Source organism: Marinomonas alcarazii (assembly GCF_003208215.1).
Lineage (GTDB): Bacteria > Pseudomonadota > Gammaproteobacteria > Pseudomonadales > Marinomonadaceae > Marinomonas > Marinomonas alcarazii.
Genome location: NZ_QKLW01000001.1, coordinates 691336 through 711660, shown reverse-complemented (window position 1 = coordinate 711660; position 20325 = coordinate 691336). Strand labels below are relative to the sequence as shown.

Here is a 20325-nt window from a genome sequence, read left to right as displayed (position 1 = left end):
ATTTATGCAATTGCTTCGCATTTTACCGAAGCATTAAAGGCTATGCTTGAACGGATTTTTAACATTGCTTTTATCATTTATGAGAGGTTTCTATGAGTCACGTATTAGATTTATCTGTTAACAATATCCAAGGTAACAGCACTGACCTGTCTGCGTTCCAAGGCAAAACCGTTTTGGTTGTGAACGTTGCGTCTAAATGTGGTTTAACGCCACAGTACGAAGGCCTTGAAGCTTTGTACAAAAAATACCATGGCCAAGGTTTAGAAATTTTAGGCTTCCCTGCAAACGACTTTGCTGGGCAAGAGCCAGGTACTGATGAAGAAATTCAGCAGTTCTGCAGTCTAACCTATGACGTGACCTTCCCAATGTTCAGTAAAATCACCGTTACTGGCGAAAACAAACACCCTTTGTACAAAGGTTTGATCGAAGCGGCACCCGTTACGCCAAATCGCGACGCTATGGTTAACATGTTGGCAGGCCATAAAATTGAAGCAACAAAAGCCCCTGAAGTGGTTTGGAACTTTGAAAAATTCCTTATCACCAAAGAAGGCAAAGTGATTCGCTTCTCTCCTGATGTGGCACCTGAAAGTGAAGAGCTTGTCTCTGCTATCGAAGCAGATCTGTAAACGTTCAAGCCCGATTTGAGACACAAAGAGTCACGTTAAACACGTGACTCTTTTTTTTAGGCTATAAAAATCTGATTGACCTAAGTTATTTCACGCTGGAATCATAGCAAGCCTGATGGACACCATTGAAAACAAAACCATTAGTCTAGCAACCTGCTCTTCATAAAACGTTTTGGCGTAATCCCTGCTATTAACTGACATTCACGTGTCATGTGAGCTTGATCAGAAAAACCGTATTCGATTGCAAGCTCAGCAAGTTTGCCATGATTTTTTTCTATTTTTAAAGCCAACAAAACCGCTCTAACCCTTCTCAACCGCTGGAAGTATTTTGGGGACATACTCAAACGATCTTGAAACTGACGCTCTATTTGACGCTGACTAAGAGAAAGCGTATTTGACAAATCCACTCGAGAAGATTGCTGTAGCAACTCTACGGCTTTTACTACTGGGTCATAAGTATCGGTCATTCTAGAAACCCTTTGGTAAAAAGCCTTATCCAATAAATCTATGCGCTCTTGAATATTCAAACAGTCTTTTAATCGAACAAATAAAGACTGAATAAATTCAGACGTTTGCAGTGTGCTTGTCGCGTCTTCTTGTTTTGCCAACTTTGTCTGAAACAAACACCCCATTCCAGGCTGAAAACGGACACCAACTAAATTGGCACCAGCAGGTAAATGAATCATATGCGCCTGCCGATTGGTTGATTGAAACATTACTGGGTCATTCCAAACCTCTTGATCAACCAATATTGGCTCTCCAAGATTAAACAATATTCCACTACCAGCATCAGCAACCAAGCGACGAGTCACGCCTTGTTGATTCAATGGGATTTGTGCCGACCAAATTGCCTGCACCCAAAGAGAAAGCGGACCTTGCGGAAAGCGAATATCAAACAACAAGGACGACACCATATTAATCCTCTAACGTACTGGTGTTATTCAACGAAAACTACCAACCTCAGGCTTAAAGACTTTTACCATTCTGTTCCAACTAGAAATAGCATTTATCGCAATGGTTAAATAAGTTAGTCCAGATTCACCGAAATTGGCTAACATTTCTTCATAATAAGCGTCATCAATGGAATATCCGGAAACAAGATGTTCTGCAAAAGCTAAGGCAAGACGTTCTTGCTCAGAAAATAGCGGAGAATCTTGCCACGCATTCAAAGCGATCATTCGCTCATGCGTTTCACCCATTTCAAATGCTTGCGAGCTATGCATATCCAAGCAAAAAGCACATTGGTTTATTTGTGAGACACGAAGCTTCACTATCTCCAAGATAGTTTTACCTAGGCTGGGGATTTCTGCAAATTGATTACCTAAGATTTCTTCTTGCTTTAGTAAAAGCTCGAACACTTGTGGTGCTGCGGCAAAATAATTGATGCGTTTTAACATTGTGAGTTCTCCAAAGAATAAACTTGAGGCTCAATCCTAACGATAGCTGATCAGCATTAATTGAAGAAATTCGACATTTGGAAAGGGAATATAAAACACACCAAATTCGTGTAGGGACTCAATTCGGTGTGTTTTTTCGCTATTGCGGTGAACTATTTACTGAACAAACTGCTCTGCCCAAAAAGCGACTGGGGCAGCGATTAGAATCGTCAAGGCCACACGCTGATACCAAACAATCAACATTTGTTTAATGCTTAGTGGAATCTCGGTGGACAAGATACAAGGAATCGACGCTGAGAAGAAAAGTATGGATGAAATAGACACCACACCAACCACGAATTTCACAACGAATACACTTTTCGCTGCGATTAGCGCTGGCAAGAACATTTCTGCCAAACCTGTCGCAGACGCCGTCGCCACCATCATAGGATCTGGCAATTGGGCGATCCAAGCAAATGGGTAAAACAGGTAACCAATCCATTCAAATACTGGCGTGTACTTCGCCAATAACAAGCCACACAAACCAACCGACATAATAGAAGGCAAAATGCTCATTGCCATTAACATGCCTTCTTTGATGTTTTGCAGGATATTACGAGCAAGTGGATTTGCATTGCTCGCAACTTCAAGCCCTTCTAAGGCAGCCTGTTTGAAACGAGAATGCTGGAATTTTTCCACTTCACGACTTTCTGCTGTGTCATCCATTTTGCTAAGTGGGAAAATTCGTACAGTGATTGCCGTTACCACAAAGGTAATCAACAAGGTTGCCCAGAAAAATACGTTCCAAACATCCATTAAACCCAATGTTTTCGCCACAATCACCATGAAAGTCGCAGACACAGTGGAAAAGCCAGTAGCAATAATCGCCGCTTCTTTCGCGGAATATTGACCAGACTTATAAACGCGGTTGGTAATCAACAAGCCAATAGAATAACTGCCTACAAACGAGGCAACCGCATCAATCGCCGATTTCCCCGGCGTTTTAAACAAAGGCTTCATAATCGGTTGCAACAACACACCTGCAAACTCAAGCAAGCCATAGCCAATCAGAAACGCCAGAAACACCGCCCCAATCGGCACGATCAAACCAACCGGCACCACCAATTTACTAAACAAGAAAGGCAGCATGTCTTTTTCGAACAAGAAAGCGGGCCCAACGGAGAAAAACGCCATTACCGCTGTAACCACACCCAAGACTTTAAAAATCGACAAAACCGTTTGAGTTTTACTGGCTTTCCAATTCCCAGAAATAAACGGATAAGCACCACCAGCCAATACGACTAAGATAGCGTAAACCTCAGCCATTTGACCGTAGTCATTACGCAGCCAAGACACAATGTGATCCAAAGGAATGGTTTCTTTTCCGCCAATACTTATCGGAATAAAAAAGACAAAAATACCAATGCAGCTATAAGCAATGAGCTTAAGAAGAGACAGTGGAGACACGGCTCCTGATTTGGGATCTGTAGTATTCATATATGGACTTCCTACTAGAAGGTTATTAATCAAAGGAAGAAAAGCAACAAACATACCAACATGTATATACATTTAAACATGGCGTAAATTGGCGCTTATTTCTTAAGATTAATGTGAATTTATTTTTATTTTGAAAACACTAACCATAGGAATATCGCACAAAATAAGCGCAACATAAAGAGTTGTGCGCTATTTTGATTCAAACGACATTTGTAGATTTGAGGACACAGCAAGTTGTTAATCGAATAGAAAGACAACAACTTGTCTATACATAATAGAGACTAGTGTTGGTATGTATCTATTAGCTTTTCATAGTGTTCAAGCAACACCTGAACTTGATACTGACTAACATCCGGGGTTTTTACATCATCCGTGACAATACGCTGAATCAAGTCGACTGCTCGCTCGGCTTCGTTCTGAATGTCTTTTAAATCACTTTGATAAAGGTACAGCTTTTCGTTCAGGTGATTGCCAAATAGCTCTGGATAAACTTGCCTATCTGGAAGCACGGGCACACAACCTAAGGCAACCGCCTCTAATACGGCAAGACCTTGAAATTCATGCAAAGCCGTAGACAGCACAATATCTGACGAAGCAAGAAAGCCTAAATATTCCGCTCGGCTTGGCGCAAAGCCAAACTGCCTGATGCGATGTGCAAACTTAGCTTGAATCTGATCAAATTCTTTTGGAATAGAACGAAACTGCTCACCTAAAATGGCAATTTCGTAGTCTAGTTGACGACGCTCCAGTTCTTCTAAAATTGCCAACAATCGATCTGGCCCTTTGTCGAATTCCCATCGCGCTGACCATACCAATTTCATTGGCTTTGATGCTTTTTTCTCGCCCTCTTCTACTGCTAACTGTTTGCTCGCTGCCGCTGTCATATCTAAAGGCACCGCCAGCACTTGGGCGTTGGTTTCTGTGTCATTTAACCAATCTGGCGAAACATAATCAGGCAGTTTTTTTAGTAAGGCACGAGCACCGCCAAAGAAAGAATCTTTATTGAATTGACTATTAAACACACACAGATCCGCTGCCAAGGCACTGTACAAGGTGACCATTTGCATTTCGATCAGACCTTGTTGCTTGTCGCTAGCGGGATAGGCAAATTGGTTCTCATGAAAATACAGCAGCCAAGGAATGTTCTGTAAGTTTGGGCAAAAGGCTTTTAAACCAACACAGTCTGTCATCGAGGTCGCAATGACCAAATCGTACTCTTGCTCTATCTGAGGTTTAAATTGTGGATCAAACGCAAAACTCATGGCATTGCCGCGAATACGCCATGCAAAATGTCGAGCAGGCAAAGACAAATAGTGCCATTCATGCTGAGCCAAGCCATTCATTAAGGTATTTGCCCAGGCTTTGTGGCTGCTGGCTTCGTAGGCGCTGATCAATAAAATTCGCACGGTTTCTTTCTACTCATTGGTTAAATTTGGCTTTTGTGTCTGTTTGAGCCCTTTGCGGCTGGCTCATCCGTGTTGGGTCGAATATCATGTAGGAAAATGACAAACCGCTTTAAGGATTACCATGATCATTCAACGTCACGATCAAGATATTAACACGCCAACCGGCACCATGCGCTGCACTGTGTATCGCCCTCAAGCGGCTGGCCGCTTTCCTTGTATCTTTTTCTACTCTGAAATTTTCCAGCAAACCGCGCCAATTGCTCGCTCGGCCGCGATCATGGCAGGCCATGGGTTTGTGGTTATTGTCCCTGAAGTGTTTCATGAACTTAACCCTATCGGCACCGTACTGGGATATGACGATGAAGGCAAAGACAAAGGCAACGCGGACAAATTCACTAAAACTCTAGAAGCGCACGACAGCGATACCGTTGCCATGCTGGAATACTTCGAACAGCAAGACTATTGCACAGGTCAATTTGGCAGTATGGGCGTTTGTTTAGGTGGCCATTTGGCGTATCGTGCGGCATTAAACCCTCGCATCCAAGCGGCTTTTTGCTTGTACGCCACAGACATTCATTCCAATACCATTCCTTGTGCTGAAGGCAATGACTCTTTCACACGCACAAAAGAAATCCAAGGCGAAATCACCATGGTGTGGGGCAAACAAGACCCGCATGTTTCTACAGAAGGACGCCAGAAGATTTACCAGCAATTGATCGATACCGACCGTCTATTCACTTGGCATGAATTCAATGGTCAGCATGCTTTCATGCGCGACGAAGGCGACCGTTATGACCCTGCCCTCGCCTTAGAGTGTTACAACAAAGCCGTTGCGCTGTTCCAACGCACTTTGCATAAAGCCTAACCACATCACTATGCGCACACAGTGGTTGGAGGTGAGCTTATTGCTCGCCTCGCCACACTGGTGTTAAAGCGCATTCGCCTAGTTCACCAGAAATCCACATCTCACCGTCTTGAATCGTGACGTTCAGTTGCATAGAACGAGTGCAAATTTTCGCTAAGGCTTCAACCTGAGCTTCAGGGAAGCGCAGTACTCGCATGTTATCAAAACGGCTGTTCTTGCCTTTGTTTTGTTCCCACCAAATATCAGACTTGTCGTTGTAATTCACAACAACCACGTTTTGAGCGCGACCACAGGCTTTACGCAAACGTTTCTCGTCTGGTTGACCTAGTTCGACCCACAGCAAAATCTCATCTGAGTAGTTTTTCTGCCATAAATCTGGCTCATCTTCGGTGCTAATCCCTTTAGTGAAGCTTAATTGCTCACCGCCTTCTTTTTCATCCGCCAACAAGGCGAATGCTGCCAAACGCACCATCATGCGCTCTTCTGTTTCTGAAGGGTGTAACGCCAAAGTTAGCTCGTAACTTTGGTAATGATTTCTATCCATGTCAGAAACTTGAACGGATGCTTTATAAACTGTTGCTTTCGTCGCCATGAGGTCACTTACTACATTTATTCACTATAAAAAGAAGACAGGAAAATCGCGTCGGATTGTACAGCAAAAAAGCGTCACAATACCGCTGCCGAGTGATTGTTTTTTTCGTCAAATAAAAAAAAGGCTATTTCAATATAAGTGATTGACATAAGTCACAAAAAAAGGCTCAATTAAAAAGCTCATTAGAGCACAAATTACACAATGCATTACGCAATCAATAAACCTCAAAGTTAAGGAGAAGCAAAATGACAACTTTCACGCTGATTCATTCTACTTCCTCCATGGCTGCTCGCTGTAATAATCGAGTACGTAAAACTTTGTCCACGCGTTCAATGCCTGTGTAATACACCATTGACCGCGGAATTTACGCGGTCACACCTCTATAAGAAACCACCCCGTAAGTTCCGCCAAAACACACTATTAAACGTATATTTTGGAGAAAACTTATGAGTATCATCGCCCTATTCAACGCCGCTAAAGAATACTTCGAAGCTCGTCGTACTAATCAGCTATTTCGTCAGCTTGATGACCATTACCTAAAAGACATTGGTTTCTACCGCGACAATGGACAAATTCGTCCTTTGGCAGGCAACCAAGATCTAGAAAGTCAAAGCAACGAGAAAGTCCAGATGCCACCGGGAGAACAACCGAGCGACGGGTGACCAGATCGTCACCTCAGAGGGCTCTGAGGTGACGGTAAACCACTAGGCCGGATGGCCAAACACGCCTTTCATTGCCAAGTAATGAAAGGCGTTTTTTTACTCTAAGCAACCAATAGCTAAAATCAAACCTAGCTGTAGACACAAAAAAAGGACACTGTATAAATACAGCATCCTTTAGTATTAACATCATTAAGATATTGATCTTCTAGCCGTCTATTTTATATCACCAATAGAATCCAGAGAAATCAAAACCTGACTAGCAAAGTAGGTTACTTCGCGGCTTTTTTGGCTTCTGCGATCCAACCGTCAAATTTTGCTTGGTTAGCACTGATCCATTTATCCGCATGGATCTCCATCTCACGTTGAGAATCCTCACCATCGGCAATCAGCATATTCTGAGCACTTACCGCATTAATTGGTAATTTCATGATATCGAATAATTTTTTCGCTGCTGGGTTTGCCTCTGCGAAGGCTTTATTCGCAACAATTCGTTCGCTATTGATATCAAAACCGTAGTTTTTGCCATTTGGCAACGCTGTGTCTGTGTTGTTTGGGTTTGAAGAATAAGGCACTTCTAACCAGACAACATCGCGACCAGGAACCAGCTTGCCAGATACCCAATACGGCGTCCAAGTGTAATAAAAGATCGACTCACCTTCATTGAAGCGTGCGATCGTATCGGAAATAATCGCTGCATATTGACCTTGGTTATGAGTAATCTTATCACGCAAGTCGAAAGCATCTAGCTGGTGCTCAATAACACCTTCACAACCCCAACCAGCCTGACAACCAGTCAAGTCAGCTTTGCCATCGCCATTGGTATCAAATAAAGCCGCAATTTCAGGCTTTTTGAAATCGGCGATATTGGTGATCTTGTATTTATCAGCGGTTTTCTTATCAATTAGGTAACCTTGAGCAGCCCCTTCTATGTAGTTGCCGCCACGATAAAACTTGTCATCACCACCCGCATTTTTGTACATAGCATTGTGCAGTGGATACCAGTTTACTGCTAGGAACTGCGCATCACCATTCGCAACAGATGTGTAGCCTGCACTGTAATCTACTTCTTTGATTGGCTGTACGTCGTAACCCAATTTTTCTAACGCTTTGTTAACAACGATCGTCTGAAAAGTTTCTTCTGCGATTGGGCTTTGTACTGCTGTGACTGTGACGCCCTCGCCTGGCAAGTGACCGTCGGCTAAAACAGCACCGCTAAACAGTGCGGCAAATGAAGTGAGTGTAACTACCTTTTTCATTGGAACATCTCCTTTGAATGAGTTTAGTGTAACCGTTTTGATTTTCATTTTTTAAAAGCGAGCAATAAGCCAATTGGACCGGTTTCATACCAATGACGTGTGCCACGCTGACGAGCGTCTTGTCCAAGAGATTGAGTCATGCGATCCAAAATAACAGCAAGAATAACAATGCCTATACCACCGATCGTCGCAAGACCAATATCTAAACGGCCAATACCTCGTAATACCATCAAACCTAAACCACCGACCGAAATCATCGATGCAATTACCACCATAGACAAACCAAGCATCAAGGTTTGGTTAACGCCCGCCATGATAGTTGGCATAGCAAGTGGCAACTGAACTTTGAACAACATTTGTTTGTTATCTGCACCAAACGAGTTTGCTGCTTCTATTAAATCGCTGGGTACTTGTCGAATACCAAGGTTCGTTAAACGAATAACAGGGGCGACAGCAAAGATAATGGTCACAATAACCCCAGGCACATTACCAATACCGAACAACATAACGATTGGAACCAGATACACGAAGGCAGGTGTTGTCTGCATAATATCCAGAATCGGTCGAATCACTTTGGCTGCGCGATCACTCCGCGCCATGGCAATGCCCGTCGGAATCCCCAGCACGATACAAAACAGCACCGAAGTAACCACCAGCGCTAGCGTTGTCATTGATTCTTGCCAAGCACCGATAGCACCAAGTGTAATCAAGCCAACGACTGAACCTATTGCCAAACGTCGTCCAGACAATTGCCAAGCAATCAAACCAAACAACACAATAACCAACAGCGGCGGCGCTGCATTAAACGTGCTATCGATGGCGGTCAAGGTCGCATCAACAGGGGCTTTAACGGCGGTAAAGAAAGGTCGAAAGTTTGTCACGACCCAATCCACACCCGTTTCGATCCAACTATCAAGTGGAATCCAAACTTCTTGGAAAGGATGAAGTAAACTAAAATCCGTCTGCTCTACCGGTGTGCCGCTGGCAGACATAGACATCGCATCTGAATTTTGAGTTGAGGCAGCCCCACCCCATGGATTACTGGCTGTCGATTCCGCTGCTCCCGTGTCGTCTGACCCGGTTGCCCAAGGATTTGATTCAGTACTCATACAGAAGCCTCCTTATCCAATGTTTCTAGTAAACGCGCTTTACTGATAACACCTACATACTTCTGCTGATCATCCACAACCGGCACAGCACAAGGAGAGTGAGCCACAATCGAAATAATCTCGCCGATAGACGTGTCTGCAGCAATCGGTTGAATATCATCAATGATGGCTTCAGCAAGAGTTTGCTTATTCTTAATCACATCGTGCAGTGAGTTAGCAGACACCACACCTAAAAAGCGATTACTTTTATCAATCACATAACCATAATCTCGGTCATGTTCATTTAATAGTTGTAAGCCACTGCGTAAACCCTCACTGGAGTCTTTCTTAATGAGCGTCAATCTTGACTTAGAAACAATGTCTTTGGCGTGGAAAACGTTACTAACATCAACGCCTTTGAAAAACGAACGAACATAATCATTAGCTGGGTTATGCAGAATATCGTCTGGCGTACCGACCTGCACAACTTCACCACCTTGCATGATGGCAATTCGATCACCAATACGCATGGCTTCATCAAGGTCATGTGAAATGAACACCACGGTGCGCTGATGTTCGGATTGCAAACGCACCAATTCATCCTGCATCTCAGTTCGAATAAGTGGATCAAGCGCTGAAAACGCCTCGTCCATAAGCAGAATGTCAGGGTTATTGGTTAATGCCCTAGCAAGACCAACACGCTGCTGCATACCACCAGACAGTTCATCTGGGTAACTGTTGGCGTGAGATTCCAAACCAACTTGAGCTAACGCATTGCGGGCTTTTTCATGACGCTCTTGCACATCGATACCAGACAGCTCTAGACCAAAAGCCGTATTATCGAGCACGTTCATATGAGGCATTAATGCAAAGGACTGGAAGACCATACTAATTTTACTGCGGCGAATGTCGCGTAATTCTTTGTCATCCACTTTAGTAATATCATGGCCATCAATTAATACTTGGCCTTGGGTAGGTTCAATAAGACGATTTAATAAGCGAACAAGTGTAGATTTACCAGAACCCGAAAGTCCCATTACAACGAATATTTCACCCTCATTAATAGCCAAACTGGCATTCTTTACACCAACTGTTTGACCCGTCTTTTTAAAAATTTCGTCCTTGTTTATGCCTTTATCAAGCATCTTCAATGCTTTCTTGGGATGCTCTCCAAAAATTTTGTATAGGTTTTTAACTTCGAGTTTTGTGACCATAATGGCTCTCTGTTGTTAAACACAATCGTAAATCGTTGTTGAAGAACGACTTAACGTTTATTTAGCATAAAGACAAAAATTATTACTTACAAGTCTAAATGTTTACATTTTGTTTAACATGTCAAAAATACAGCTCGATCTATGCTCTCCCTAACACACCAACAAACCACCTATTAAAATTGCACTTTTTCTACTCAATGAACCCTAAAATTGCTATATTAATGAACTATTTAGCGATATTTGAATAAATAAAAGCATCGAGCCAATCTTGCAGATAGATGACCCAGCAAACCAAAAAAATTAGAGTCGTAAGCAATTTTCTTAATGTGACAACACTGAGCAACACGACAAAATGGTTTCATCTAAATGCCAAAAGAACATCTCTCACCCTACACATTACTAAACAGTGGCTTGTAGAAATCAACACGACTTCCCTATAACGACACAAAACACCACCCAAATCCTATTACCAAACACCTGTTCCTGACACCCAATAAAACTTGCTATAGAGAAGTCAATAAAAGCGCTTTTTGCAGATTCTTTACTTATTTAAACCACACAACTTTAGAACAATTTCGTTATGGTTAATTTCTACAAACATGTAGAAAAAGCTATTTCCACATAAATACATTCTAGTTTTAATAGGAGAAGTTTATGAGTTTTGAAAATAAAGTCGTCCTCATAACAGGTGCCGCAGGTGGCATTGGCATTGCAGCAGCAAAAAAGTTCGCTGCCTCTGGAGCGCACCTCGCATTAGTTGACTTATCAAAAGAAGCCTTAGAAAAAGTCTCTGCAGAAATCGATGGCAAGGTACTCCTGATAGGCGCAGATGTGTCTAACGAAGAAGACGTCGAGAATTACGTACAAAAAACATTGGATGAATTTGGCAAGATTGATGTATTTGTAAACAACGCAGGCATTAATGGTGATTTCGCGAACATTGTTGATCAGACCGTCGAAAACTACAAAAAAGTAATGGACGTAAACTTGATTGGAGCCTTCCTTGGCCTCAAACATGTAATGAAAACCATGATAGAGCAAAAAAGTGGCGTCATTGTGAATACTGCATCAAATGGTGGCTTATTAGGCGCACCAGGTATGAGTGCCTATGTCGCATCCAAGCACGCGTTAATCGGTTTAAGCAAAACCGCTGCACTTGAAGCTGCGCCTTATAATATTCGAGTTAATGCCGTGGCGCCTTCTGGCGTAGACACGGCGATGATGCGCTCCATTGAAACAAACTCAGCGAAAGGCCATGAAAAAGAAGCGAGAGAAGCCTTCGAAGCAGCCGTACCATTAAAGCGCTACGCAACAGCTGATGAAATAGCCAACTTAATGTATTTCCTAGCCTCTGATGATGCGTCCTTTATCACGGGCTCTTACTATCGTATCGATGGCGGCGGCGGTGCGACTTCTGTTTAACCCTGTTGCTTAACCAGCTAGCAACAACACAAGAAAACCCGCCGAAGGACGCATTCAATTGTTATAAAAATATTGAATAACCAACTTTCGGTGGATTTTTACGGATTTAACACCCACACACTCCCCTTTCACAAACACCATAATGAGCGTAGTAACGGAAGGGGGTTTTGCTGGAGAAAGGATTTAAAGCCGATGAAAAGCATTTACTCGCTTTCATCGGCTTCAAACAATTTTGTGGCTATTTCATTTAGCCAAATGGCTACACTCGGTTATCTAAACAAGCACATTATCGACATCATAAGTGCCGCTAAATAATTCGAATATCTTATCGTTTAAATCCTCTTTACTTAAAAGAAAGACAACCGACTTAGCCACATCGGCTCGTGGAATGGCCATTTCCTCTCGACTGCTTGGGCGCTTAATCGTGATTTTGCCTTCGCCTGCATCGTTCGTTAGCGGCCCGGGACGAACAATAATATAAGGCACACCTGATGCCATCAAATATTGATCTGCCAAGTGTTTGGCGACCAAGTAGGGCTTGATATCAGACTCTATGGCATCTGGGTCGTCCGCACCAATAGAACTGACCATAATGAACTTTTTAATATTGGCTTTTTGAGCATAATCGACCGATTTTTTAGCTGCCCAGAGATCGATCAGCAAAGTTTTATCTGGCCCAGTTGAAGCACCAGACCCTGCGACAAAAATCACGTTATCGATGCCATCAAATGCGCGGCTAAAATCTTTCTCAAGGTCTGCTTCGAAAATCTCCAGCTCACTGTCTTTAAGATCATCCAGCTTGCTTTTATCTCGTACCAAAGCACGAGCATCTTCTTGCGTCTCTATAAGCGTTTTCGTAATCAACTTACCTATTTGACCACTCGCGCCAATTATTAGTGTCTTACTCATAATGTGCCTCCTTTGAATTTCCAAGGAAAATGAACTCGCTTTTAAACAGCCATAACCTTATAAGATGTTACTAATAACTATAGTGGCGTAAGCCTAGGAAAAAACCCCAAACAACCAGCTTGCATATTTACTGGACATTCGCAGTAACCAGCCTAAGACAACAGCCAAAAACAACGGCATCACACAAAACCCATAGAACTCATACACTTACTCACAAATCGTTGCAAATCCAAACGCATTACTGACAGCAAACGCCCCTACAATCCTGCCTTTGTTAGTCCTCAGGAAATGTGTCATGCGCCGCTGCCTTTTTGTATTTGTACTCTTCTTGTCAACTTTTGCCTCAGCGGGTTATTACGATGGAACAGAGGGCTTAACTGGCGATGTATTGAAAGCCAAACTGCATTCCATAATAGACGGTCAGAAGCCGCTTAAATACACACAAAGCGGCAATACCGATTGGTACGATGGTGTGAACATCGATGTATGGGAAGCCTTAGTTTACACAGACTCAGCGTGCCCAAATGACGCGCCAAAATGTGGCTTAGTACAGATGCTCTACCTTGATGATGTAAGACGGATTGACCAAGCAAATAGAGGCAAATCCAATAACGATTCTTGGGACCGTGAGCACGTATGGCCCAAATCTCGCGGTTTCAAAAAACAAAGCCAAGACGGTTATACAGACTTGCACCACTTGCGCCCTGCCGACCGTAATATAAACGGCGCGCACAGCAACTACGGTTACGGCAAAGGCGGCGACCCTTTCTACGACACTTTAAGTGATGGCAGCAAAGTCTTCAGTGGCACCTATGTAGACAAAGCCAACGAATCCTTCGAACCAACCGACCGTGCCAAAGGCCAAATCGCCCGCATGGTCTTCTACATGGCCGCCCGCTACGAAATTGGCGACGACACATCACCTGAAAACATGCCAGACCTACGCATCGTAAAAGGCAACCAGAAGCAAAGCGGAGAGCCGACTATAGGCGACCTATGTACATTGCTAGAATGGAATGACCAATACCCTGTCAGCGACTTTGAAAAACGCCGAAACGACCGAGTACAAGAGCTACAAGGCAATCGAAATCCGTTTATCGATCACCCTGAGTTTGTGGACGCGATATGGGCGAGTAAGTGTTAAGAGCTTCCGTTAGCATGACATGAACACCTGATTCCAGATTAAAAAATATTGGAAATCAACGTCTCTCTTTTATTTCGCTAAAGGAACAACCGTGTTGACATCACCATCAATAGCCTGCTCTATCAAAGGCACAATTTGATTGATAGCAATAGGAAGACTCAATAAGGAGCTATAAGACAAAGCGCCATTTACTAAAGAATCAGGCGACAACATAATTTCTCGCCCTTCCTTAAAAGCCCGCATATAAGGACGCAAGGCTAATGATTCTATTTGTTTTTTATTATCCCCAGTCACATACCAAAAAAGTACATCCGCATCGATTACCCCTAATTCTTCTTCAGATAAGGTCATATAAAACTCCCCTTTTCTGGTCAAATCCGCCACATCAGGCGAAAGAGTCAAACCCATTTTAGAAATAAAATTGACCGTCATATCATCACCAGAATACACACCTACGCTACCGTTCCAATAGGTTGCCATCGCGAACGTTTTGCCAGCCCAATCAGGGTGCGCTTTTTTAACAGCCGACATTTGTGCTTCTATCGTTGTAATCAGCCTTTGTGCTTGAGTATTTTCATCTAAAACCTGAGCTAACAATCGAGCGCGCTTATCCCAAGGCATTGTATAATCGCCTTCACCTACTGGAGTGGCAATCACGGGCGCTATTTTACTCAATTGCTGATAATCCTGACGACTAATACCAGAACGTACTGCCATAATCACATCAGGATTGGTTGCCGCAATTTGCTCATAGTTTATTTCCCCATTAATGACTTCTGGTGCAGAAGTTAATAAAGTCCGAGCCCAAGGCCAAATACCATCTTTATAATCACCAAACCAATATCTCGAAGTTAAAGGCTGATAACCCAAAGCTAATACGTTATCAGCTCCAGCCCAATCTAAGGTGACAATTCGCTTAGGTTTATTTGGAACAACAGAGATTCCATACTTGTGTTGGACAGTCAAAGGATAATTGGTTTCTTTCGCATTAACAGTCAGTGATAATGTTCCCATCAAAAGGACTGAACAACATGTTAAAATCAGTTTATTCATGATCATTTCTCATCCATTAGACAATGGTTAAAGATTAGTATTAGGCTTTCACTCTAGCGCGTAAGAGCAACATAACGAAAAAAGGCACGCCAATTATCGAAGTCACTAAACCCGCTGAAATTTGAGTGGGAGCAAATGCATTTCGCCCCAACATATCAGCCAGCGTAACTATGAAGGCCCCGACAGCTGCACTGATTAACAAATGCATACCAACACCACTGTGTGCCACCCGACGAGCCACATGTGGCGCAATAAGCCCGACAAAACCAAGTGGGCCAACCGATGCTGTTGCTAACGCAGCAAAACCGACAGCAAGTATCATCAATAGAGTACGTAAAACGCTTGTCGAAACACCAAGCCCAATCGCTGTAGACTCTCCCATTTGCAGGGTTGAAAAAGAGCGACTGAGGATCAAGGTGATAGGAAGCAAGACAACAACAGCCAACAGTAAGATGCGTACATGCTCCCAACTTGCCAGGTTCAAACTTCCGCTTAACCAAGTTAATGCAGACATTGCACGATCAATCTGTCCATAGGTCATCAGCACCGAGGTGATGGAACTGATAAAAGCAGCAAGCCCAATCCCGATTAAAATAAATCGGATAGTGCCTCCATTCTTCTCACCCCAACTCAAAAACTGAATGACCCCAGCTACCAATATCGCGCCAAGCAATGCAACCCAAGGACGCCAAACAGATGCTTCTTGGGGATACAGAATACTAATCACAACAACAGCCAGCCCAGCCCCTTGAGAAATGCCAATTAATGCTGGATCAGCTAAACCATTACGTGTCACACCTTGCAGTAAAGCACCCGAGAGCGCCAACATAGACCCAACTAAAGCCGCTACAAGGATACGAGGAATACGAAACTCCCACACAACAACTGTCATTTGGCTAGATGAGAATGGCGAAACTAGCATTTCCCATACATCAGACAACGCCATATCGTATGCCCCTTGAGTGAGACTAAGAGCCATAAGAATCACGTTGGATACAACCAACATAAAAAAGACAAATAAGGCACTTTTTGAGACCTGTAATGACAAGCGCTCATTAAATAGCCGAATAACTAAATCATTAGTTTTAGGTAGGTTTCCGTTCGACATTTCAGCGCGCCCTCGCTCTTACTAGATAAACAAATAATGGCGCCCCAAACAGCGCAGTCACTATGCCGGTAGAGACCTCCTCTGGCCTTAAAGCAAGACGAGCAATAATGTCCACCAATAGTAAATAGCAAGCTCCAACCAAAGCGGAATAAGGAATGACCCACCTATAATCCACACCAACAAACAATCGAACCACATGTGGAATGACTAAACCGACAAAACCAATTGGACCGGCTAGCGCAACAGAACAAGCCGTTAAAACGACAACACAAATCAATACCTGCACTTTAAGCCATCCCGTCTTTAAACCAAGACCAAGCGCTACCTCATCACCCATCGCCAAGACCGTTACCTTACTAGATAGATAAAGCGCAAACAGAAAAGCAACCATCATCAACGGCATAGCCACTTTAAGTTCGTTAGTTTTTTGACCCGATAAGGAACCAGATAACCACACGCGCAACTGCTCAAAAGTTTCCTGATTTAAAATAAGAACGACAGATACTAATGACGCTAAAAAGGCGGTAACAGCAGAACCAGCAAGAATGAGATTCAACGAATTAAGTCCACCGGGGGCCAATTGAGCAATCAACCAAACCACCACAGCGGCGATCAATGCCCCTACTGCGGCCACCCATGGCAACCAAAAAACATCTGAAAAATGGAAGGTATTTACCGCCATTACAACAGCAAAAGACGCCCCAGCCATCAACCCGAGCAAACTTGGTTCTGCTAAAGGGTTACGACTGACCCCTTGCAACATAGCCCCAGCTACGCCTAAACCGCCGCCCACTAAAGCCGCAGTCAGTGCTCTCGGCATTCTCAGATCCCATACTATGACATGGGTCATCGTGACAGCTTGCCCATCAAACAGAGCTTGAAATACAGCATCCAGTGGCAAAGACTTGGCGCCAACCGAAACATGCCAAGTAAACATAAAGATAAGTACAGCCAATACCGTTGCCAAAGTCAGTAAATGACGAAGCACTGCATTGATTGAATAATGATTCTGGACATGAGCAGAGTGAATCCGTCGTATCATACAACCGCCAATTTCGCAGACCGAGACACAGCTAGATCAGGCAAGGTAGGGACACAAATCAAACGATCAGAATGGGGATCACGAATAACCTGTGCATCCAAGCCAAATACTTGATAAAGATTATCGGGACTAAAAATCTCCTCCGGCGTACCCTGATGTAACACGGCGCCATCACGCATCATCACCAAATAATCGGCATAGGCGGCCGCCAAATTTAACTCATGCAACACCACCACTAACGTTCGCTGCTTTTCGTGGGCTAAACGAGCCAACAAATTCATCACATCCACTTGAATTTTCAGATCCAAAAACGTGGTTGGCTCATCCAGCAAAATCAAATCCGTTTCTTGCGCCAATACCATAGCAATCCAACAACGCTGCCTTTGCCCTCCCGACAATTCGCCAATGGAACGGTGGGCGAAATCATTCACCTGAGCAACACTCATAGCCTCTTCTACAGCACGCTCGTCTTCTCTTGACCACTGTTGAAGAATTCTTTGATGCGGAAAGCGTCCTTGAGCAACTACCTCGCGAACCGTCATTCCCTCTGGCGCGACAGGATCTTGTGGCAACAACGCCAACTTTTTCGCCACATCTCGTGTACGGCTTTGATGAATATCCTGACCATCCAAACACACCACGCCCCCGCTAGGGGTTAAAATGCGTGCCAAACTCTTTAACAAAGTTGATTTGCCACACCCATTTGGCCCGACCAAAATTGTTAGCTGACCGTTTGGCACGGCAAAATCAACCTGATTTAGAACGCGTCTATCGCCATAACCGACCTCAAGTTGTGTCGCTACCAACCTAGATGGCAGCGACACTCTTGTCGAACTATTCATGAATCCATCCCAACAAAAATTTCGATCATAATAATAGAAATGAAAATCATTAACAACAAAGTACTATAACAACCCCTTTGTTGAGACGTCATGAATCAGTAACGCCAAGTAACAGACGCCATTACATTACGGCCTGGGCCATAGTAAGACTGACCGTTTTGCACACTTTCACGGTACTTCTCGTTAGTAATATTGTTTAGGTTCAATGCCAACGTTAGATGATCGGTTGGCTCATAGCTGGCAAACACATCAACTAACATGTACTCCCCTTGCACTTTTGTGTTGTTGTAGTAGATGTCATTTTGCCAATTCAGCCCGCCACCAACACGCAAGCCATCGATGCCTGACAATTGATAGGCAGCCGCCAATTTAAACTGTTTTGTTGGAATATGAGTGCGCGTGTCTTTACCATCTTTATCCTTGATACTTAGATCGGTATAACCTGCACTCATATTAAGCCCTTCTGATACTTCGCCAGACAGCTCAACCTCATACCCCTCACTTTCTATATCAATACCACGATAAATATTGGTATTTGTTCCAGAGTCATAAGATGCGTACTCACCAAGATTGTTAAGCTCTGACTCAAACCTTGCCAATGTTAATATCGCACCACTATCATTCAACTCTTGTTTGATACCCACTTCTCGACTGACACCTTTAGCAGCACCTAATGGTTTAAAGTCTGAGTCGACCCACACCTGAGGGTTAAATACTTTGCTATAGCTGGCATACAACATAGTTCCTACCGCAGCCTCATAGGTTGCACCAATATAAGGAACCGTCTCGGTTTCAGACGTTTCTTGACGCACACTATAATTGACACCTTTCTGATCCAACTTAATGGCTCTCGCGCCCAATAAAAAAGCTAAGTCATCTGATGCTTTTAAACGTGTTGAAACATAATAAGAACGCTGTTTTTTATCAATGTCGGTTGAATCTGTTGATGGGTTGTAGGTGTCAAATTCAGGACGAGCTATACCCTTCATCCAATCGCCACCAACTGCCGTATTACGCAGTGAAGAGGCATAAACAGAATGACCTTTTAAAGAAACATCCGAGACGTTAACACCAGCCACAATTTCATGCTCCTGCCCCCAACCTTCAAACGTACCATTCACATACAAATCAACAATGTCTTCTTTCACCTTACTTTCGTAATAAGACGCTGTTCCATTTAAACCCTGCTGAGTCTCTGGGTCAGGAGAGCCAGCTAAATATAATAACTCCCACTCAGTATCTTCCACGTTGTGGCTGTAATGGATATTGGCTTGCCAATTGTCTGTCACATCATGTTGCAACTCAAAAAAAGTACGAGTCTTGCGAACATCCATATAAGCCCAATCTGGCGCAGTGCTGGTTGAACGATCATAATTGGTTACTGAACCATTGCTGTAAAACAAAGGAAGTGCACCATACAGAACACCATCATTATTACTGTCATTAATGCTCAAACCCACACTGGCACGGGTTCGATCCGTGAAGTCCGCTTCTAGAATTCCATAAATACCAGACAAATCCTTTTCGTAACGATCCAGGTAAGAATCCCCTTGCTGCTTAGTTACCACCAAGCGTCCTTTCACTTTGTCGCCTGACAATGGACCCGATACATCCGCCTCTAAACGTCGTTGATTCCAACTTCCCGCAGCGGCCGATACCGATGCCTGTGGATCATCCGTTGGTCGTTTCAACACATAGTTAACCGTTGCTGAAGGGTTAGCCAAACCAGTAATTAAACCGTTCGCCCCTTTCACCACCTCAATTTTTTCATACATAGCGGCATTGTCAGCACCGCGATTCAAACCAAAGGCAAAAGGAACACCAACGCCATCTTGCTGAAAATTAACAATATCAAAGCCACGTGCCGTGTAATACACACGATCTGTTTCCGTCTTTTCTACCGTAACCCCTGGTGTGTATTTCAGAACTGAATTTACTTCTTTTAGGTCAAAGTCATTCATCTGATCTTCAGACACCACAGATACGGTTTGCGGTGTTTCAAAAACCGTTAAATCCAGCTTAGTCGCCGATTTGGTTTCCTCTGGCTCGCCATAAACGGGCAACATTGGTAGCACAGTTTCTTCACTACGATTAGACGTTGTTGTCTGAGTTTCTTGGGGATTGCCTTCTGCTCTTGCTGTCATGCTAACAGCCGCTGCGACAACCGTTAAAGCGAAAATGCGCTGATGTTGACGTTTCACAAACTGACTCCTTTTAAGTTTC

Annotated in this window: 19 protein-coding genes; 5 read left to right on the top strand and 14 right to left on the bottom strand. The window is 43.6% G+C overall.

What is annotated here, in order from left to right; genetic code table 11:
- Positions 1 to 92 precede the first annotated feature (92 nt).
- Positions 93 to 626 carry a glutathione peroxidase gene (locus tag DFP75_RS03100; protein ID WP_110572123.1) on the top strand — a complete coding sequence of 178 codons (534 nt, stop codon included), beginning with the start codon at positions 93 to 95 and terminating at the stop codon, positions 624 to 626.
- Positions 627 to 766: 140 nt separating this feature from the next.
- On the opposite strand, the gene DFP75_RS03095 is transcribed toward DFP75_RS03100, so the two are convergent.
- The 4 genes from DFP75_RS03095 to DFP75_RS03080 form a co-directional block, all read right to left on the bottom strand.
- Positions 767 to 1540, bottom strand: coding sequence for a helix-turn-helix domain-containing protein (locus DFP75_RS03095; protein ID WP_110572121.1), 774 nt, complete (start codon positions 1538 to 1540; stop codon positions 767 to 769).
- 27 nt (positions 1541 to 1567) lie between these two features.
- Positions 1568 to 2023 (bottom strand): carboxymuconolactone decarboxylase family protein, encoded by a 456-nt coding sequence (locus tag DFP75_RS03090; protein ID WP_110572119.1) that lies wholly within the window; start codon positions 2021 to 2023, stop codon positions 1568 to 1570.
- A gap of 156 nt (positions 2024 to 2179) precedes the next feature.
- Positions 2180 to 3499 (bottom strand): YjiH family protein, encoded by a 1320-nt coding sequence (locus tag DFP75_RS03085; protein ID WP_245926940.1) that lies wholly within the window; start codon positions 3497 to 3499, stop codon positions 2180 to 2182.
- A gap of 281 nt (positions 3500 to 3780) precedes the next feature.
- Positions 3781 to 4905, bottom strand: coding sequence for a tRNA-queuosine alpha-mannosyltransferase domain-containing protein (locus DFP75_RS03080; protein WP_110572114.1), 1125 nt, complete (start codon positions 4903 to 4905; stop codon positions 3781 to 3783).
- A 121-nt stretch (positions 4906 to 5026) separates the two neighbouring features.
- Here DFP75_RS03080 and DFP75_RS03075 point away from each other — a divergent pair, with 121 nt between their 5' ends.
- Complete coding sequence (locus DFP75_RS03075; RefSeq protein WP_110572112.1) at positions 5027 to 5770, top strand: dienelactone hydrolase family protein; 744 nt, start codon at positions 5027 to 5029, stop codon at positions 5768 to 5770.
- Between the two features lie 37 nt (positions 5771 to 5807).
- Here DFP75_RS03075 and DFP75_RS03070 read toward each other — a convergent pair whose 3' ends face one another.
- Positions 5808 to 6362, bottom strand: a complete 555-nt coding sequence (locus tag DFP75_RS03070; protein WP_110572110.1) for a YaeQ family protein — start codon at positions 6360 to 6362, stop codon at positions 5808 to 5810.
- 446 nt (positions 6363 to 6808) lie between these two features.
- Between DFP75_RS03070 and DFP75_RS03065 the strand changes: the two genes are divergently transcribed.
- Positions 6809 to 7024, top strand: a complete 216-nt coding sequence (locus DFP75_RS03065) for a DUF1127 domain-containing protein (RefSeq protein WP_110572108.1) — start codon at positions 6809 to 6811, stop codon at positions 7022 to 7024.
- Positions 7025 to 7293: 269 nt separating this feature from the next.
- Here the strand turns inward: DFP75_RS03065 and proX are convergent, their stop codons facing one another.
- The 3 genes from proX to proV are packed head-to-tail and all read right to left on the bottom strand — an operon-like array spanning position 7294 to position 10582.
- Positions 7294 to 8280 (bottom strand): glycine betaine/L-proline ABC transporter substrate-binding protein ProX, encoded by a 987-nt coding sequence (gene proX / locus DFP75_RS03060; protein ID WP_110572106.1) that lies wholly within the window; start codon positions 8278 to 8280, stop codon positions 7294 to 7296.
- 44 nt (positions 8281 to 8324) lie between these two features.
- A complete protein-coding gene (gene proW / locus DFP75_RS03055) occupies positions 8325 to 9389 on the bottom strand; it encodes a glycine betaine/L-proline ABC transporter permease ProW (protein ID WP_110572104.1) in 1065 nt (354 codons plus the stop codon).
- The gene (gene proV, locus DFP75_RS03050; RefSeq protein WP_110572102.1) at positions 9386 to 10582 is read right to left on the bottom strand and encodes a glycine betaine/L-proline ABC transporter ATP-binding protein ProV; all 1197 of its coding nucleotides are present in this window, start codon (positions 10580 to 10582) and stop codon (positions 9386 to 9388) included. The genes proW and proV overlap by 4 nt, the downstream gene beginning before the upstream one ends.
- 654 nt (positions 10583 to 11236) lie before the next feature.
- On the opposite strand from proV, the gene DFP75_RS03045 reads away from it, so the two are divergent.
- Positions 11237 to 12004 (top strand): SDR family NAD(P)-dependent oxidoreductase, encoded by a 768-nt coding sequence (locus DFP75_RS03045; protein ID WP_110572100.1) that lies wholly within the window; start codon positions 11237 to 11239, stop codon positions 12002 to 12004.
- A gap of 273 nt (positions 12005 to 12277) precedes the next feature.
- On the opposite strand, the gene DFP75_RS03040 is transcribed toward DFP75_RS03045, so the two are convergent.
- Positions 12278 to 12913: an SDR family oxidoreductase gene (locus DFP75_RS03040; RefSeq protein ID WP_110572098.1), complete on the bottom strand. Its 636-nt coding sequence runs from the start codon at positions 12911 to 12913 to the stop codon at positions 12278 to 12280.
- 295 nt (positions 12914 to 13208) lie between these two features.
- Here DFP75_RS03040 and DFP75_RS03035 point away from each other — a divergent pair, with 295 nt between their 5' ends.
- Positions 13209 to 14057, top strand: coding sequence for an endonuclease I family protein (locus DFP75_RS03035; RefSeq protein ID WP_110572096.1), 849 nt, complete (start codon positions 13209 to 13211; stop codon positions 14055 to 14057).
- Positions 14058 to 14126: 69 nt separating this feature from the next.
- Here the strand turns inward: DFP75_RS03035 and DFP75_RS03030 are convergent, their stop codons facing one another.
- The 5 genes from DFP75_RS03030 to DFP75_RS03010 form a co-directional block, all read right to left on the bottom strand.
- A complete protein-coding gene (locus DFP75_RS03030) occupies positions 14127 to 15110 on the bottom strand; it encodes an iron-siderophore ABC transporter substrate-binding protein (protein WP_181416991.1) in 984 nt (327 codons plus the stop codon).
- Positions 15111 to 15150: 40 nt separating this feature from the next.
- Entirely contained in the window at positions 15151 to 16218 is a 1068-nt protein-coding gene (locus DFP75_RS03025) for a FecCD family ABC transporter permease (RefSeq protein ID WP_110572092.1), read from the bottom strand.
- Between the two features lies 1 nt (position 16219).
- Positions 16220 to 17260 (bottom strand): FecCD family ABC transporter permease, encoded by a 1041-nt coding sequence (locus tag DFP75_RS03020; protein ID WP_110572090.1) that lies wholly within the window; start codon positions 17258 to 17260, stop codon positions 16220 to 16222.
- Positions 17257 to 18102, bottom strand: a complete 846-nt coding sequence (locus DFP75_RS03015; protein ID WP_110572088.1) for an ABC transporter ATP-binding protein — start codon at positions 18100 to 18102, stop codon at positions 17257 to 17259. Before DFP75_RS03015 ends, DFP75_RS03020 begins: the two co-directional genes overlap by 4 nt.
- 95 nt (positions 18103 to 18197) lie before the next feature.
- A complete protein-coding gene (locus tag DFP75_RS03010; RefSeq protein WP_110572086.1) occupies positions 18198 to 20303 on the bottom strand; it encodes a TonB-dependent siderophore receptor in 2106 nt (701 codons plus the stop codon).
- Between the last annotated feature and the right edge of the window lie 22 nt (positions 20304 to 20325).